The organism is Desulfobacterales bacterium (genome assembly GCA_029211065.1).
Lineage (GTDB): Bacteria > Desulfobacterota > Desulfobacteria > Desulfobacterales > JARGFK01 > JARGFK01.
Window position 1 is genome coordinate 15,647 of the sequence record JARGFK010000055.1, and the last position, 15,806, is coordinate 31,452.

Below are 15,806 nucleotides of genomic sequence, written 5' to 3' on the forward strand. Positions count from 1 at the left end.
GGATGCGGGTTGCCGGTTGCGGGTCGAAAAGCTGTACATCACCTCGCAACCTGTAACCCGCGATACAAACGCGTAAATCGCAACAAGCAACCCGTTAAAGGAACACCCATGGATCCATCCACATCTAAACCGCTGGACAAAAAAACAAAAATGGCGGGAATCGATGTGCTCACCGCCGTCGTCGTGATGGCGGTGAGCATCGCCGTTGCCGTCATTTCCATGAAACTGCCCCGGCCCGTGGACTGGAAATCGGCGCCCGGCCTGATTCCCCTGTTGTTTTCCGTTACCCTGTTCTTGATGGGCCTGGGCCTTTTTGTTTCAGCCTTGCGGCGGAATGGCGTTGCAAATCTCAGCATGATGCTGTCGGGGCTGAGCATGGGAGGGTTTGTCTCAGATGCCCGGACCAAACGGACGATCTGGATCATCCTGCTGGCCGGCATCTATATTATCCTGCTGACCGGACGGCTCCCCTTTGAGGTTGCCGGAAGCCTCTTTTTATTCAGTGCATTTACGATTTTTTGGCGAAAAGGCGGCTGGCTGAAGATCGTCCTGCTCTCCGTCATTATCCCGACGGTTTTCGGGTTTACACTGAGGATGATGTTTACGATTTTACTGCCGGGGGATTCAATATTCGACCTGTTGCTGTAGCGATATAACTTACCGGCTCTGTTTTGGGATTCACCGGGAGTTGCCGGGGTTCGGCAATTTTCTTTTTGAAATTAAGGTTGATGACGATGTATTCTTTTTTCACCGCTTATGACCCGTTGATGATACTGCTCTGCACGGGCGGCGCCGCCCTGGGAATCATTTGGGCCGCCCTGCCGGGTCTTTCCACCACCATGGCCATGGCGCTGCTGGTGGGGCTCACCTACGGCATGTCGGCCCAGACCGCCATCATTTTTATCCTGGGCACCTTTACCGGTGCGGTCTTCGGCGGCGCCATCTCGGCCATCCTGATCAATATTCCCGGGACGCCGGATGCCGTTCCCACCCAGATGGCCGGATTTCCCCTGGCCAAAAAAGGGCAGGGCGGACTGGCCCTGGGAATGTCCATCACCGCATCCATGGTGGGCAACTGGGCCGGAATCCTGCTGCTGGTGGTCTGTGTACCTTATATATTAGATATTGCCATGAAATTTGCTTCCTGGGAGGTTGCCCTGCTGGCCCTGTGGGGGATCTCCATTAGCGGAACCCTTACGGCCGGAGAAATGCCGGTTAAAGGCTGGATTTCGGGCTGGCTGGGAATCCTGCTGGCCATGGTGGGACGGGAAGAGATCTATGGGGTGGAGCGCTTTATCTTCGGCAGCAATGAACTCCTGCTGGGCATCCCCTACATTCCGGTCCTGATCGGTCTGTTCGGTCTTGCCGAGATCTTTCAGGTCCTGGGCGAGCCCCACCCCTATGTGATTCCCCAGAAGATCGGCCGGATGTTTCCGCCGTTTAAGATGTTTATCAAGTACTGGAAGAGCATTGTCCGCTCTTCCATTGTCGGGCTCATTACCGGCATCATCCCGGGAGCCGGCGCCAACGTGGCGACATTTGTTTCCTACGGGCTCGGTGAAAGGGCAACCGGGCGAAAATTTTCCGACGGCGACATGGAGGGGGTGGTCTGCTCCGAGGTGGCCAACAATGCCAATATCGGCGGCGCTCTGCTGCCTTCGCTGGTGCTGGGGATTCCCGGCAGCGCGCCCACGGCCGCTTTTCTGGCTGCCCTGAACCTGCACGGCATCATTGTGGGTCCCAACATCAGCACCTATCAGCCCGGCATATTGTACTTCATGTACGGCACTCTGATTGTCGCCAATATCGCCATGTACCTTTGCGCCTTTGCCCTGATCAAGCCCAGCGTCAAACTTTTCTCCCTGCCCCGGGAAGTTCTCCTGCCCATCATCGCCATTTTCTGCGTGGCAGGATCCTACACCGAAAAAATGGCCATGTTCGACATCTACCTCATGTTCGGCTTCGGCCTGCTGGGGTTTTTCATGCGAAAGGCCGAAATTCCCATCGGACCCATGGTCCTGGGGGTGATATTGGGCAATATGCTGGATCAGAATTTCAGGCGCGCCATGGTTGTTTTTGAAAGAGAAAGCATCTGGCAGGTTCTTTACAACCGGCCGCTTGCAACAATTTTAATCATCGTGGTCATTCTCACCTTTGTGGGCAGCCTGATGCCGAAAAAGAAGAAAAAGAAACGAGGTTTATGATGGAAAAGAAGAAAAAAGAAATTGGATTGGCGGTTGTGGGCTGCGGAACCATTGGACGGATCCGGTCGATTCTGGCGCGGGATTATCCTGCCGTGGGTTGGCTGGGGGTCTGTGATTTGAAGGAAGATCTCGGCAGAAAACTGGCTGGAGATGCCAAGGCGGATTTTTTTACCACGGATTACAAGGCGCTGTTGAAGCGACCTGAAGTCAACGCGGTGATCATCGCAACGGACGAGAACTTCCACACCGGACCGACCCTGGCGGCGATTGAACGGGGTCATGACATGTTGATTGAAAAACCCCTGGCAACGGACGTCAAGGAGTCCCATCAGATTTTAACAGCCATCCAGGAAAGCGGCGTGGACGCAGTGGTCGGCTACACCAACCGCTTCCGCCGGCGCTTTCTGGCCATCAAGGAGCGGCTCAGCACCGGCCAGATCGGTGATGTGACCGCCGTGGTAACCCGTGCCCTGATGAACCGGATGGTTCCCATCGCTACAGTCCGGCGCACAGACCAGCGCAGCAACCTGACCCCCATGGTCGTTTCCGGGACGCACAGTCTGGATATGAGCCTGTGGCTGATGGAAGGAAGCGAGCCGGTTTCGATCTACGCCAGCTCTTCGGATAAATGTTTGAAAGAATGGGGAACAAAGGACGCCACTTTCGGGATTTTCAGGATGAAAGACGGGTCTATTTTCAGCATGAACATCAGTTGGGCGCTGCCGACGGTATGGCCCGGCGCAGTGTACGGCATAGAAATAGGCATCGTCGGGACCCAGGGCGTGATCGACGTTGAAGATACCCACCGGGATCTGGTCCTGGCGTCTGAAATTCCCCAGGGGGCCGGCTACAAACCCGAAGGTTTTGAACCGGAGTTTAAACGCCATGTGGATTTTCTGACCAGCTATCCCCCGGGAGACATTTGTCAGGAGCAACTCTGGGGTCCCATGCGCGAAGAAACCAATTCCTGGTTTGCGCGTGTCTGCATGGGCATGAAAACGCCGCACGCCACAGCCGCCGACGGCCATCGCAATCTGGTTCTGACCATGGCCATGGACTTGTCCGCAGCCCGGGGCGAGGTGGTGAAACTGCCCATCGACCTAAAAGAATTTTACGTCTGAAGGCTGCCACAGGAGGGTCATGGACAGACTGGAAAAGGCACTTTTGCCGTACGAAAAGAAACTGAAGCGGCAGGAACGGTTCAGGAAATCTCTGGGGGTCAGGGAGGTTGAGCACCCGACCTATGAGCGCTATATCACCGGCCCCATCGAACGGTTTGATAAAACCCGCATGGCCTTTTTGTGTATGCGCCCCGAAAACCCCCATGGCGAGGCGCTGCGCAGAAAGTTTAAAGCCCGCACAGGGTACGATCATTTTCTGAACCCCCTGCCATATGAAGACCTGGACGGAGAAGACCGCATCGGCCGGGCCATGGCGGATGCCGGCTACCGCGCCTGTACCGGCTATGATCCGGCGCCGTTTAAGGTAACGCCGCCCAACGGGCGCCTGGAGGTGACGGACACGGCCTGGGCCTCCCGGCTGGTAAAAAAGGCGGGGTTGATGTTCGGCGCCGATATCGTCCGCATCACGGCACTGGATCCGCGCTGGGTTTACAAGGATGTCGACATCACAATCCCGGTTTTTGCAAGTGGTGGATAGATGCTGAAAAGTGCATCATCTTCTGGGGCATGAACAAAAAGAAATGGCCCAGCTGCGGCGGACGCTGCATTGCGGTCTGCCCCTGGAACAAGCCCATGAACCCTTTTCACAATTGGGTGCGCCGTATGGCCATTCACGCCCCGGCGCCGATAAAAAAGCTGTTGGTCAAGGGGGACGTGCTTGCCTATGGACGCGAGAAAAAAATCAACAGCAAGGCGAAGTATTACAACCCATGAGCTTTATCAGTTTAATCATCATTTTCGTTGCTTCTGCCGCTGCCAGCGCTTTCGGCACTCTGATCGGCGGGACCAGCCTGATCACCATCCCTTTGTTGATCGTGCTGGGTCTGCCGCCGCATACGGCTATCGGAACCGACCGTTTCGGCGTGATGGGCATCGGATGGGCGGGGCTGTACAAATTTCACCATAAAAAATTTATCGATTACCGTTTAGAAGGGAGAATGGATGGCAACGGAAATAACCGGCGGCAGACTGGTCAACACAGACTGGGTCGCAGCCAATCAGAATAACCCGGCGGTTCGGATTGTTGAAATCGGAGATCTGAAAGACCCGGATGCGTATTTCAGCGGTCATATTCCGGGCGCGATCCACTGGCCCTGGGAGGAAGTGTTATGGGAAACCGGGATGCGCGAAATCGTTTCACCGGAATCGTTTTCCGGGTTGATGCAGCAAAGCGGTGTCACCCATGACACCACCATCGTGCTGTACGGCAGCCTGTGCCAGTACGCCACTTACGCTTTCTGGGTCTGCACCATGCGGGGCCATGACAACGTCAAAATCATGGACGGCAACCGGGACCTGTGGATTAAAGAGGGCCGGCCGGTTGCCACGGAAATTCCCGTGATAGAACCCTCCAAATACCCGCTCCAAAAGATCGATGTAGATTGCCGGATCGGACGGGAGGGTGTTCGGGCCGGTCTGGGAAATCCCGACCGGATACTTCTGGACTTGCGGACGCCGGAGGAGTTTAGAGGAGAACGGGTATCCCCCCCGTGGTTCGAGGTGGACCACGGTGCGGTTAAAAAAGGGCATATACCGGGCGCTCGCCATTTATACTACATGAACCTCTTGAATGCAGACGAAACCTACAAACCGGCGGGCGAACTTGCAGAGGCTTTTGGCGACGTCGGGGCAACACCGGACAAAGAGATCGTTTTGTACTGCCGTTTGAGTCATCGCGGAACCTTGGGATGGTTTGTCACGCGTTATCTGTTAGGCTACCCCCGGGTGAAGGTCTATGACGGTTCCTGGACGGAGTGGGGATCAATGCTCGGCATGCCGATTGAGAATAAATCTTTAAAAATGTAAATCCATCATCATTTTAATAACGACATTGAACTGAAAGGAAAACTAAAATGGCAGATTATGTAAAGCTGGAAGATCTTTCAAAACTGACCCAAGTACCGCCCAGAACCGGACATTATTCGGAAGTCATCACCGACACGGAGTATGAAAAGGGCCTGGCAATCAATTTCGGAATCAACGGACAGGTCTGCGGTTCCAAGCGGATTGCCATGGGAAGGACGATCATCCCGCCCCATACCGCCAATGAGCGCCACGTCCATATGAGCGCCGAAGCAGCCATGTACATCATCAGGGGCACCATGGTCCTGCTGCTGGGGCCGGAAGCCAAGATCATCAAGTGCCCGGCGGGTACATTCGTCTTTGCGCCGGAAGGGGTGATTCACGGCGTTGCCAATGCCAGCCGGACCGAGGAGGTGGAGCTGGTTTTCGCTTATGGCGGCGTTCCCTCCAAGGAGGCGGCCCGGATCGTGTTCATTGATGATACCGGAAAAGAATATCCGCCCAAGGGATGGGATAAGGAGTAGCCGCCGCAGTGCTTACTGCTGCGGTGTTTGCTTCAATCGCTCCTTGTTCCTGGGTGCAAAATGATTTTCTGGAGATTTGAATATGGAAGAAACTAAAAAGGATGCCGGGTTTCAATCCTGGAAAGACAGGATCAACTTTAATACAGTTGTGGCCATCATCCTGATCGTATTTTCCGTCACGGCCTTTATCCTGATTCCCTACCAGATCGAGAAGCCCAAGCTGTTTATGGGTCGTTCTCTTACGACCCTGACGCCGAGTCTGTTTCCGCGTATAAGTATTATCGCCCTTTTTATTTTAAGCGTCTTTTACTTTTTTTACAGCACCCAGCTCATTGAAAAGAATCTTTTTAAGGAGCTGGGCGCCAGTGGTTTAATCAGGGTACTGGTGACCATTGTCGTCTTCTTGGGCTACGCGCTTATTTTTGAACCTCTGGGCTTCGTTTTGGCCAGCGCTTTGATGGTGGCCGTCCTGACCATCTATTACGGCAACCGCAACATCCTCTTGGGTTTGCTCGTGGTGATCGGCGCGCCCCTGGCCATTTATTTCATATTTACCCATGCACTGCAGGTTTCCCTGCCGGAAGGCCTGTTGTTTTAGCTCTAAAAGGAATGTGACCCATGTGGGATAGTTTTTTACAAGGTATAATGCTTTCGTTCGGCTGGCAAACCATTGCCATGATGGCTCTGGGCGTCTTGCTGGGGATTCTGGTGGGGGCGCTTCCCGGCTTTACCACGGTCATGGCCATGGCCATTCTGCTGCCGATTTCCTTTTTTTTGAGTCCGGTGGTGGGGATTCCTTTTCTGATCGCCCTGACCAAAGGGGGTATTTATGGCGGGAGCATCCCTGCCATTCTGATTTCCATCCCCGGAACCGGCGCCTCGGTGGCCACCACCTTTGACGGCCCGGCCCTCACCAAAAAAGGGCAGGCGCGCAAGGCCATGGAAATGGCGCTTTTCGCTTCCTTTGTCGGCGACATGTCCAGCAGCGTCCTGACGATGCTGTTTATCGGCCCCATCGCCCTCGTGGCCTTGAAAATCGGCCCGCCGGAACTCACCGCCCTCGTGCTTCTCAGTCTTATCGTTATATCGGCGACCTGTACGGGTTCCCTGGTCAAGGGCCTGATCATGGGGGTTATCGGTCTGCTGCTCTCGATGATCGGCCAGGACCCCCTGGGATATATGTCGCGATTCACCTTCAATATCTTTGCCATCAAGGCCGGCATCCCCATGCTCCCCATGCTCATCGGGGTCTTTGCCATTCCCGAAATCCTCACGGCCGTTGAAAAAGAGGCGGTTTCTTATATTTCCGACAAGGTGGATCTCTCCAAGGTCGGCGAAAGGCTGAAATTCAAGGAGTTTCGCCGCAGCTTTAAAACGATTATGCGTTCGACCGGCATCGGTGCAGCCATCGGGGCATGTCCGGGAGTCGGCCAAGTGGTGGCCGCTTTTGTGGGGTACGCTGCGGCGGTAAATGCATCCAAACACCCCGAAACATTTGGTAAAGGCGAACTGGAAGGCGTGGCCGCGGCCGAAGCCGCCAACAACGCCGTAAACGGCCCGACCCTGGTGCCCTTGCTGACGCTGGGAATTCCGGGCGACAATATTACCGCCATTTTGCTGGGGGCCTTCATCGCCCAAGGACTTCGGCCGGGGCCCCAGCTTTTTGCCGAGCAGGGGCCGTTGATGTATGCGATCTTGATGTCCATGGTCATTGCCAACGTGCTGTTTCTGTTCATCGGTTATTTGACCATTCCGCTTTTTGCCAGAATCGTCACCATTAAAAAGTCCGTCCTGCTTCCCCTCATCGCCGTTTTTGCTTTCGCCGGTTCCTATGTCTACCGCTCGGATCCGTTTGACTTGATTGTGCTGGTTATCTTCGGCGCCTTCGGCTACGTCTGCAAGAAGCTCCACTTCGATGTTACCGCGATGGTGATGGCGTTCATACTATGGCCGATACTGGAATATTCTTTCGGCCAAACCCTCAGCCTGGCCCAGGGAAATTTCTTTCATTACGTGGCTTTCGATCGCCCTGTGGCCGGTTTGGTTTTCCTGATCACACCCGTCGTATCGGCCTTTTTCTGGCGAAAGGCCATGCGCAAACGTCACAAACCCAAGACTTGATAGTTTGTAAACAAAAGGAGGTGATATTAAATATATTTTTAACGAAGCAGTCGTTTTGAATGCCAAACGCCTTTTTATTAATTTAAAATTCAAGGAGCAAACCGTATGAAAACTAAGCATATCGTTCAGTCCATTTTGGTTGTTCTTTTGGTCGGTTTTCTGTGTATTGGCCCGGCCATTGCCGCTGATTATCCTGAAAAGCCGATTACCCTTATTATTCCCCTGGGTGCCGGCGGCTCCCACGATCTGAATGCCAGGGTTTTTACCAGCGTCATTCCCACCTACCTCGGGCAGCCGATGGTGATTAAACTCATGCCGGGCGCCGGCGGCCAAACCGGGACTGCGGCAGCGGTCAGGGCCAAAGCGGACGGCTACACCCTGATTTTTACCCATAACTTCATCGACCAACTCCAGCCTGTGGTGGAACAACTCCCCTACGACACCACCAAGGAACTGACCAGCGTCTGGCGGCTCAATTATGGCCCGCCCTGCTTTTACGGTCTGGCGGACAGGCCCTATAAGACCCTCCAGGAGATGCTCGATTACGGCAAGAAGAATCCCGGAAAACTGAGATTCGGGACCACCGGCAAGTGGGGCGCCGGATTTACACCGGGGGCGGTTGTCTTGACCCGGGCCGGTGTAGAGGCCGCCTTTATTCCTTACCAGGGCGGTGGGCCGGCTCTGCAGGCCACCTTGGCAGGGGATGTGGATTTTACGGTGGGCTTCCCGGCCCAGGGACTGCCGCATTTAAAGACAGGCAAGCTTCGCTTCTACGCCGTCGGGGCGGAAAAACGGCTGGAAGAGGCGCCGGATGTTCCGACGCTGCCGGAGCTGGGATACCCGGTGGGCAGCCTGCTCATGAGCCGCATCATCCTGGCCCCGCGGGGAACCCCCCCGGAACGCATCAATATTTTGCGGGAAGCTTTCAAAAAACTTTATCAGGACAAAACCTTCCTATCGCTGATGAAAAACCTGGGTGAAAACATCGAATTTATGGATGGTCCCGATTATGAAAAGGTTCGGGCTGAACAGAAAGAGGAGTATACCAGTCTGGTCAAGAAAATAACCGGGTAATAGGCGCACGTGTTGTTGTGATGATCAGCAGTTAATAGGTAGCAAAGAGATATATATGTGGCGACCGGCCTTGCATGTCTACGCAGGTCCGGTCGCCGTTTTAAGGAAACCATATGAAGAAAGTAAAAAATATCGGATTTGTCGGTCTTGGATTGATGGGCAAGGGCATGCTTCGGAATCTTGTTTCAGGCGGATATCCGGTGATGGGATATGACATTGATCCTGCCCAGATAGCCGCCGGTGTTGAAATGGGCGCAGAAGGGTGCAATGATCCAGCCGAACTGGTGGAAAAGGCCGAGGTGATCCTGCTGTCACTGCCCAATTCTCACGTGGTGAACGAAGTCGCCAAAAGCGTCCTGAAGCTGTTTGACAAAGCGAACCGGGGACTGGTCCTGATCGACACGACCACGGCGGACCCGCTCATGTCCGCCGAGCTGGCGGCCAGGCTCAGGGAAAAGGGAATTGAAATGCTGGACGCCACCATCAGCGGGACCAGTAAGATGTGCGCCCAAAAGGATATCACCTTTATGGTCGGCGGCAGCCGGGATGTTTATAAAGAGTGCGAGCCGATATTCACCGCCATGGGAGACAGGAGCTATTACCTCGGCAAAAACGGGTCCGGCGCAATGATGAAGCTGATTGTCAATCTGGTCCTGGGGCTGAATCGGATGGTTCTGGCCGAGGGGCTGTCACTGGGGAAAAAGGCCGGCATGGATGCGAAAGTTCTGCTGGAGGTACTTAAAAATTCAGCGGCCTATTCACGGGCGATGGATATGAAAGGCGCCAAAATGATCGAACAGGATTTTTTGCCGCCCGAGGGGAAGCTGGCCTTTCATCTCAAGGATGTGCGTCTGATCCTGGATCTGGCAAGCCGTTTGAACTTTCCGCTGCCCCTAAGCAGCCTGCACGCCCAGGCGCTGACATCCCAGGTGGCGCGGGACAGGGGCGAATGGGACAATTCAGCTATTATCGCATTTTACAATGATCTGGCGAATATCTGATCAGATAATCAATTTGATAATCATAATGACAATGATCAGAATAAAAAACCTTCGAATCCAGACGTTGCCGAGTCGGTCGGAGTAATGCGCGCCGATAAATGAGCCGATAAAGCTGCCCGCGAACAGGACAGCGCCGATGGAATAGTCAATGGCCCCGTTCAGTGCAAAAACCACCGCGGCCATGATGTTCATGAACAACCCGGCTATTTTAAATGTTCCGGCGCTTTCCAGAAATGTCCGCTTGAACCACAGCAAAACAATGTAAAAGAGAAACGTGCCTGCCATCGCGCCGTAAAACCCGGCGTATATTCCCACGAAAAAGGTCATCAGGGCGCCGATGAGATAGTCGCTCGTTTTGACGGTTTCCCGCGTTTTTTCGATGCCGATGCCGGGCTTCAGGATCATAAAGACCACCATCAGGACCGTCAGCCCGGCAATGACGAGCTTTAAGACGGCCGCATCGATTTGCAGAACGATTTTTGCACCCAGAAAAGAACCCGTCAGGGCCGGGAGGGCCATTGCAATACCAATCCGGTAATTGACCAGCCCTTTCTGATGAAACTTGTACCATCCGGCCATGATCAGTCCGATGACGCCCACCCGGTCCGTTACCAGGGCTGTGTGCGGCGGCAGGCCCATGAGGATCAGCAGGGGGATGATAATCAGGCTGGACCCGCCGATCAGGGTGCCGTAAAGACTGGCTGCGAAGCAGGCCAGAAAAAGAATGATAAGATTAAATGGTTCCATGTAGACAGATCTTTCGACTGAGCGCAGAATATCAAAAAATGCCCGATGTCAATCGGCTATCCCGGGTATTTCAAGAGTTGTCGCCGGAGCATATCCAAAACAATGCTGGTAATCCGGATGCGCGCGAATTTTGAAAATCCTCCCAGGCGAATGTGTTCTGCGGCGGCCCGGGACGGAAGATGCAGGCCGACATAGGTATTTCCGGTCTGTTTGCTGTAGGGGCCGACATCCGGATCCTCATCTCCGATAACGGCAACGCCGATATCGCTTTGGGCTTTTTGGCAAATCCGTTTTGCAAGCATTTGGGCGCCTTCACGGGATAAAAGCGGCTGTTGGCCGGTATCGCCGGGTAGCACGGTTAATATTCCGTCGGTTGCGGTGCCCAGAGAAAATGACAGGACGCTGAAGCCGCCGGGAACGGATGTAAGCCGGCGCACCAACTCCCCACCGGTATTGGTTTCAAGGATTGCGATTTTCAGACCGTGTTTTAAGAGTAAATTTACATCGATCGCCTCAATGGTTTCATCATCCATGCCGTAAATCATATCCCCCAGACGGTCTCTGACCTTTGTTTCCATCCCGTTCAGCAGCAGGTCCACTTCTGCGGGGGTGTCGGCCTTTGCGGAAATCCGGATGTCCACCGCGCCAAGGTGAGCGGCAAGACCGACGGTGGGGTTGTCGGATTCCTCCAGATCGGAAATCAGCCGGTCAATATTGCTTTCTCCGATGCCGGCGGTTTTCAGCACCCGGGTTTTGATGAGGGTATTAATGCCGAATTGCTGTTGCAAAAATGGCAGCACGGTGTTTTCGGTGAGATGCTTAAGTTCATGGGGAACCCCCGGCAGGGACATGACAAACTTGCCCTGATGGTTGACGATAAATCCCGGGGCCGTACCCACGGGATTTTCGATGGGGATTGCATTCGTGGGAATAAAAGCCTGGCGCTTGTTGTTTTCGCCAAGCGCCATACCCCGTTTGTTAAAGAATTCCTCAATGTATTTCAGCAGGTCGTGGTCCAGGGCCAATTTGCGCCCGGTGGCAGCCGCAACTGCGTCACGGGTTTTATCGTCCACTGTGGGCCCCAGTCCGCCGGAGGTGATCACGACATCCGAGCGGGTAAAAGCATTCTGAATGGCCTCAGCAATGCGGTTTTCATTGTCGCCGATGGTTGTCTTGCGGTAAAGGTCAAAACCGATTTGGGCCAGTTTGCGGGCCAGATACGATGCGTTGGTGTCCACAATCTGTCCGAGCAGCAGCTCCGTGCCGATCATGATGATTTCAGCTTTCATGTTACGCAATCCTTTATGTTGAGATGATTTTTAAACGACCTCGACCATACAACTCCCCGGACAGAATATCAACAACTCTGATTATTTGAGGGGTCGAGGAGTTTTCAAATGTTGTCTTGATCGCCAGGGGATAGCCCCCAGCCCCCGTGGGAGCCGTAACCAAAGGTTACGATGCCCTGCACACGCCCCCAACCTTTGCGTTAACCGGCAACAGGCAGAGACGATCATCCTCGCCGTGGGAATCAATCTTTTGGGGGTGGTTCAATGGAACTTGAGCGGGATCGCTGCCGTGCGGTAATGCTTCGATAGGATGGGTACGGCCCTCACGGGGGCTGGGGGCTATCCCCTGGCGGTCCGCCGACAAACGGTGAAGTGACAATGGCTCACCCCCTATGCATTTTAATGAAACTCCCGACCCCTCAATTATTTAGTGTCCGGTCGTTTTTGGTAAAAATTACGGAATAAAAAGCTTGATATTTTAGGTGTTGTTATATAAATTTTAACGCTTATTGTAATGATCATGATTTTAATCCAATCGGTCTTGCGAGGCCCCTGCCGGATTGATTTCATGGCGAAACAATTTCTATCGAAATGGAAACAAGATCCCTCGGAAATACCGACGTCAACGTTCCTGCTGTGGGCATGGGAACATTCCAGACCTTTGATGCGTCCGGCCGTCGGTCTGAAAAACATTGCCGCCGAATCGTCGATACAGCCCTTTCAGTGGGAACCACCCTGTTTGATTCTTCGCCGATGTACGGAGAATCCGAGCGGGTGCTGGCCCAGGCGGTCCAGGGAAAACGGCGACAGGCGGCCATCGCCACCAAGGTCTGGAGCAGTTCAGTTTCCGAAGGCAGACGGCAGATCGACCAGGCTCTCGGCTGGTTTGAAAATTGTGTGGATATTTATCAGATTCACAATCTGGTTCTCTGGAAAGAACATTTGCCGGTTCTGGAAGATTTACGAGAAAGCGGCCATGTCAAAGTCATCGGCGTCACGCACTACAGCTCCGGCGCGTTTCGGGAATTGATGCAGGTGATGCAGACCGGGCGGATTCAGCAGATACAGATTCCTTATAATGTGGCCGACACGCTTGTGGAACAGGAGGTTTTGCCCCTGGCCCGGGAATTGGGCATCGGCGTTCTGGTGATGCGGCCGCTGGAGCAGGGATTTTTAGCCCGGAGACCGCCGTCCGCTGAGAAACTGGACCCGCTTAAAAGATTCAACGTCCGGACCTGGCCACAGGCATTATTAAAATGGATCCTGTCGGATTTGCGCGTAAGCTGTGTGATTCCGGCGACCAGTAAGGTGGAGCGGGTGATTGAAAACGCCGCTGCGGGCGAACCGCCGTGGTTTGATGAAGAAACAAGAGATTATGTTCAACGGATTGCGATTACACTGTAAGGATATTATATTCTTGAGATCTAAAAAAAAGGAGGAACCATTCAATGAGTGATGCACAACAATTGTGGGTAAGTGAGTTGAATCTAAAAGACGACGTTCTCGGAGAGAATCAATTTCCAAAGACGCTTGATTTTTACGATACAACGCTTCGCGACGGCGAGCAGACCATCGGCGTTTCCTGGGACAAACACGACAAGCTTGAAATTGCCAAAATGATTGATTCGCTGGGCGTCAGACGGATTGAAGGCGGGATGCCGGTTGTTTCCAGAGAGGACAAGGAAGCCTTTGAACTGCTTCTGGATGCCGGATTAAAGGCTGAAATCTGGGGATTTTCCCGGGCAGTCAAAGGTGACATCGACGGCTGCATCGATGTCGGTGTTAAACACATCATCTGCGAAATTGCAACCAGCCAGATTAAAATGAAGGCGAACAATTTTACAGAGGAATCGGTCTTGAAAAAAGTTTTGGACACCCTGCAGCATGCCAAAAAGAACGGACTCTATACCGCTTTTTTTGCGGTGGACGCCACACGGTCCGATCTGAATTTTCTTGAAAAAGTATATCGAAAAGCCGTTGAAGAAGGCGGCGCCGATGAAGTCGTGATGGTGGACACCCTGGGCGTGGCCACGCCTGAAACCATGTATTATCTGACAAAAAAATTGCGCGGATGGGTCGATGTGCCCATCATGACCCATTGCCACAATGACTTCGGCATGGCCACGGCCTGTACGATGTTTTCCGTTAAGGGCGGCGCCTACTGCGCCCAGGTAACCATCAACGGGCTGGGCGAAAAAACCGGCAATGCCGATCTGGCGGAAACGGCGATTGCAGCCAAATTATACGGCATGGAAGTCGACATCGACATGAAAAAATTATACGAGGCCGCCAAACTGGTCGCGAAAAAGACCAATATTCCGCTGTCGCCGCTGAAACCCGTGACGGGTGAAAACGTATTCAAGCGCGAGAGCGGGGTGACGGTCGCCCAGCTGATCAATTATCCGCCGTCGGTGGAGGGCTATTCGCCTGAGATCCTTGGCAGAGACCGGGAGATTCTTTTAAGCAAGAAAAGCGGCAAGAAATCCATCGAATACAAGCTGGGCAAAATGAATATGTCGGCCACGTCGGAACAGGTTGATACCATACTGCTGGCGGTCAAAGACATGGGCCTCAAAAAGAAAGGACTCGTCTCGGACGGTGAATTTGAGAAGATCGTTAAGGATGTAGTCAAGGGCTGATTTCCTTAATGGAGAACTTCCAGTGGACACTATTTTCGCCGCCCGTTCGTTTGGGGCGGCGAAAACTTTTTATCCTCCTGCCGGTTATTCCTTTTTTCAAATGTCGATTGAACCGCAACAACTTTCAAGATAATCAAACAAATTGACATTTATGATGTTTATTGATAATGGCTTATTAACCCATTTGCGAGAAATATCATGAAATCAAAAGGACCAGAATTGGGGAGCCTCTCATCTAGGTTCTTCGCCTATGCTCAGTTGAAAAAGCTGGACATTATCCGGACTGGAGAAATAGCCCCCATATTGAACATAACGGGACCGCAGGAACGCGATTTGTTCCGTCGCCTTTCCAGGTCTGGCTGGATTTTAAGGCTTAAGCGCGGGGTCTATCTTGTTCCCTCACGTATACCGGCAGGAGGCAAATATAGTCCGGGGGTAGCCCTGATTCTTCAGAAGTTCATGGAAGAAAAGCAAGGCAAATATCAAATCTGCGGGCCGGCGGCCTTTTATTTCTACGATTTAGACGATCAAGCGCCAAACATCACCTATCTTTACAACAACCGTATTTCTGGAAAACGTTCTATAGGGAACTTGGGGTTTCAATTCATCAAAGTCGCAGACGAACGCCTTGGAGCAGTCAAGACAATACGCGCCCGGGAGGACGTCGAAATGATTTATTCTTCCAAGGCCAGGACCCTGATGGATGCTGTTTACGACTGGTCCCGTTTTAATAGCCTGCCCAGGGGATATGACTGGATCAAGCGGGAGATTAAAAATGAGCCCGAACTCGAGTTCGAGTTAATCGAGGTTGCGGCTAAATATGGAAATATGGCGACGATCAGGCGAATCGGATATTTACTAGATAGCTATTTACAGAATTCAAAAATGACAAATCAACTCCAGGGCCAACTCAACGCTACGAGTTCACTGATCCCCTGGGTACCAGGCCAACCCTCTAAGGGAGCAATAAACTACAAATGGGGTATTATTGTTAATGAATGAAGTAAATTTCCCCTATCCTCACGATATGGATCCGGACATCTTCCGGGAGGCATTGTCATATTCTGAATCTGTTACAGGGTTTACAGCGAGTCTAATCGAAAAGGACTACTATTGCTCATTGATTCTCCAGTATTTTTTTGACGGTGTCAGCGGCGATCTGAAACTATATATTCTTCGGCGGTTTGAACCTTCCGATTTATTGTCTTAGATTTTCTTCTGTA

Annotated in this window: 17 protein-coding genes; 14 read left to right on the forward strand and 3 right to left on the reverse strand. The window is 52.9% G+C overall.

Annotated elements, in window-relative coordinates; genetic code table 11:
- Window positions 1-108 precede the first annotated feature (108 nt).
- From P1P89_13090 to P1P89_13140, 11 genes are all read left to right on the forward strand, one after another.
- On the forward strand, window positions 109-648 hold the full coding sequence (locus tag P1P89_13090) for a hypothetical protein (GenBank protein ID MDF1592445.1): 540 nt from the start codon (window positions 109-111) through the stop codon (window positions 646-648).
- 86 nt (window positions 649-734) lie between these two features.
- On the forward strand, window positions 735-2,204 hold the full coding sequence (locus tag P1P89_13095; GenBank protein ID MDF1592446.1) for a tripartite tricarboxylate transporter permease: 1,470 nt from the start codon (window positions 735-737) through the stop codon (window positions 2,202-2,204).
- A complete protein-coding gene (locus P1P89_13100) occupies window positions 2,201-3,325 on the forward strand; it encodes a Gfo/Idh/MocA family oxidoreductase (protein MDF1592447.1) in 1,125 nt (374 codons plus the stop codon). Before P1P89_13095 ends, P1P89_13100 begins: the two co-directional genes overlap by 4 nt.
- Before the next feature lie 19 nt (window positions 3,326-3,344).
- Window positions 3,345-3,863, forward strand: coding sequence for a hypothetical protein (locus P1P89_13105; GenBank protein MDF1592448.1), 519 nt, complete (start codon window positions 3,345-3,347; stop codon window positions 3,861-3,863).
- 10 nt (window positions 3,864-3,873) lie between these two features.
- On the forward strand, window positions 3,874-4,392 hold the full coding sequence (locus tag P1P89_13110) for a sulfite exporter TauE/SafE family protein (GenBank protein MDF1592449.1): 519 nt from the start codon (window positions 3,874-3,876) through the stop codon (window positions 4,390-4,392).
- Window positions 4,328-5,191, forward strand: coding sequence for a sulfurtransferase (locus P1P89_13115; protein MDF1592450.1), 864 nt, complete (start codon window positions 4,328-4,330; stop codon window positions 5,189-5,191). The genes P1P89_13110 and P1P89_13115 overlap by 65 nt, the downstream gene beginning before the upstream one ends.
- 47 nt (window positions 5,192-5,238) lie before the next feature.
- Entirely contained in the window at window positions 5,239-5,712 is a 474-nt protein-coding gene (locus P1P89_13120) for a cupin domain-containing protein (protein MDF1592451.1), read from the forward strand.
- 82 nt (window positions 5,713-5,794) lie between these two features.
- Window positions 5,795-6,310: a tripartite tricarboxylate transporter TctB family protein gene (locus P1P89_13125; GenBank protein ID MDF1592452.1), complete on the forward strand. Its 516-nt coding sequence runs from the start codon at window positions 5,795-5,797 to the stop codon at window positions 6,308-6,310.
- 20 nt (window positions 6,311-6,330) lie between these two features.
- Window positions 6,331-7,833: a tripartite tricarboxylate transporter permease gene (locus P1P89_13130; protein MDF1592453.1), complete on the forward strand. Its 1,503-nt coding sequence runs from the start codon at window positions 6,331-6,333 to the stop codon at window positions 7,831-7,833.
- Between the two features lie 105 nt (window positions 7,834-7,938).
- Window positions 7,939-8,907 carry a tripartite tricarboxylate transporter substrate binding protein gene (locus P1P89_13135; protein MDF1592454.1) on the forward strand — a complete coding sequence of 323 codons (969 nt, stop codon included), beginning with the start codon at window positions 7,939-7,941 and terminating at the stop codon, window positions 8,905-8,907.
- A 113-nt stretch (window positions 8,908-9,020) separates the two neighbouring features.
- The gene (locus P1P89_13140) at window positions 9,021-9,908 is read left to right on the forward strand and encodes an NAD(P)-dependent oxidoreductase (protein ID MDF1592455.1); all 888 of its coding nucleotides are present in this window, start codon (window positions 9,021-9,023) and stop codon (window positions 9,906-9,908) included.
- Here P1P89_13140 and P1P89_13145 read toward each other — a convergent pair whose 3' ends face one another.
- The 3 genes from P1P89_13145 to P1P89_13155 all read right to left on the reverse strand — a co-directional run bounded on the left by P1P89_13145 (window position 9,909) and on the right by P1P89_13155 (window position 12,323).
- Window positions 9,909-10,655, reverse strand: a complete 747-nt coding sequence (locus P1P89_13145; GenBank protein ID MDF1592456.1) for a sulfite exporter TauE/SafE family protein — start codon at window positions 10,653-10,655, stop codon at window positions 9,909-9,911.
- A gap of 56 nt (window positions 10,656-10,711) precedes the next feature.
- A complete protein-coding gene (locus P1P89_13150; GenBank protein ID MDF1592457.1) occupies window positions 10,712-11,944 on the reverse strand; it encodes a CinA family nicotinamide mononucleotide deamidase-related protein in 1,233 nt (410 codons plus the stop codon).
- A gap of 166 nt (window positions 11,945-12,110) precedes the next feature.
- Entirely contained in the window at window positions 12,111-12,323 is a 213-nt protein-coding gene (locus P1P89_13155) for a hypothetical protein (protein MDF1592458.1), read from the reverse strand.
- A 212-nt stretch (window positions 12,324-12,535) separates the two neighbouring features.
- Between P1P89_13155 and P1P89_13160 the strand changes: the two genes are divergently transcribed.
- The 3 genes from P1P89_13160 (at window position 12,536) to P1P89_13170 (ending at window position 15,585) form a co-directional block, all read left to right on the forward strand.
- Window positions 12,536-13,348: an aldo/keto reductase gene (locus tag P1P89_13160; protein ID MDF1592459.1), complete on the forward strand. Its 813-nt coding sequence runs from the start codon at window positions 12,536-12,538 to the stop codon at window positions 13,346-13,348.
- A gap of 44 nt (window positions 13,349-13,392) precedes the next feature.
- A complete protein-coding gene (locus P1P89_13165; GenBank protein MDF1592460.1) occupies window positions 13,393-14,583 on the forward strand; it encodes a hypothetical protein in 1,191 nt (396 codons plus the stop codon).
- A 198-nt stretch (window positions 14,584-14,781) separates the two neighbouring features.
- Complete coding sequence (locus tag P1P89_13170; GenBank protein MDF1592461.1) at window positions 14,782-15,585, forward strand: type IV toxin-antitoxin system AbiEi family antitoxin domain-containing protein; 804 nt, start codon at window positions 14,782-14,784, stop codon at window positions 15,583-15,585.
- Window positions 15,586-15,806: the final 221 nt, after the last annotated feature.

Coding starts and splice junctions, on each gene's coding strand:
- P1P89_13125 (MDF1592452.1), top strand. CDS start 5,795: ATGGAAGAAACTAAAAAGGATGCCGGGTTTCAATCCTGGAAAGACAGG.
- P1P89_13170 (MDF1592461.1), top strand. CDS start 14,782: ATGAAATCAAAAGGACCAGAATTGGGGAGCCTCTCATCTAGGTTCTTC.
- P1P89_13135 (MDF1592454.1), top strand. CDS start 7,939: ATGAAAACTAAGCATATCGTTCAGTCCATTTTGGTTGTTCTTTTGGTC.
- P1P89_13105 (MDF1592448.1), top strand. CDS start 3,345: ATGGACAGACTGGAAAAGGCACTTTTGCCGTACGAAAAGAAACTGAAG.
- P1P89_13140 (MDF1592455.1), top strand. CDS start 9,021: ATGAAGAAAGTAAAAAATATCGGATTTGTCGGTCTTGGATTGATGGGC.
- P1P89_13120 (MDF1592451.1), top strand. CDS start 5,239: ATGGCAGATTATGTAAAGCTGGAAGATCTTTCAAAACTGACCCAAGTA.
- P1P89_13115 (MDF1592450.1), top strand. CDS start 4,328: ATGGCAACGGAAATAACCGGCGGCAGACTGGTCAACACAGACTGGGTC.
- P1P89_13090 (MDF1592445.1), top strand. CDS start 109: ATGGATCCATCCACATCTAAACCGCTGGACAAAAAAACAAAAATGGCG.
- P1P89_13145 (MDF1592456.1), bottom strand. CDS start 10,655: ATGGAACCATTTAATCTTATCATTCTTTTTCTGGCCTGCTTCGCAGCC.
- P1P89_13130 (MDF1592453.1), top strand. CDS start 6,331: ATGTGGGATAGTTTTTTACAAGGTATAATGCTTTCGTTCGGCTGGCAA.
- P1P89_13150 (MDF1592457.1), bottom strand. CDS start 11,944: ATGAAAGCTGAAATCATCATGATCGGCACGGAGCTGCTGCTCGGACAG.
- P1P89_13165 (MDF1592460.1), top strand. CDS start 13,393: ATGAGTGATGCACAACAATTGTGGGTAAGTGAGTTGAATCTAAAAGAC.
- P1P89_13100 (MDF1592447.1), top strand. CDS start 2,201: ATGATGGAAAAGAAGAAAAAAGAAATTGGATTGGCGGTTGTGGGCTGC.
- P1P89_13095 (MDF1592446.1), top strand. CDS start 735: ATGTATTCTTTTTTCACCGCTTATGACCCGTTGATGATACTGCTCTGC.
- P1P89_13160 (MDF1592459.1), top strand. CDS start 12,536: ATGGAAACAAGATCCCTCGGAAATACCGACGTCAACGTTCCTGCTGTG.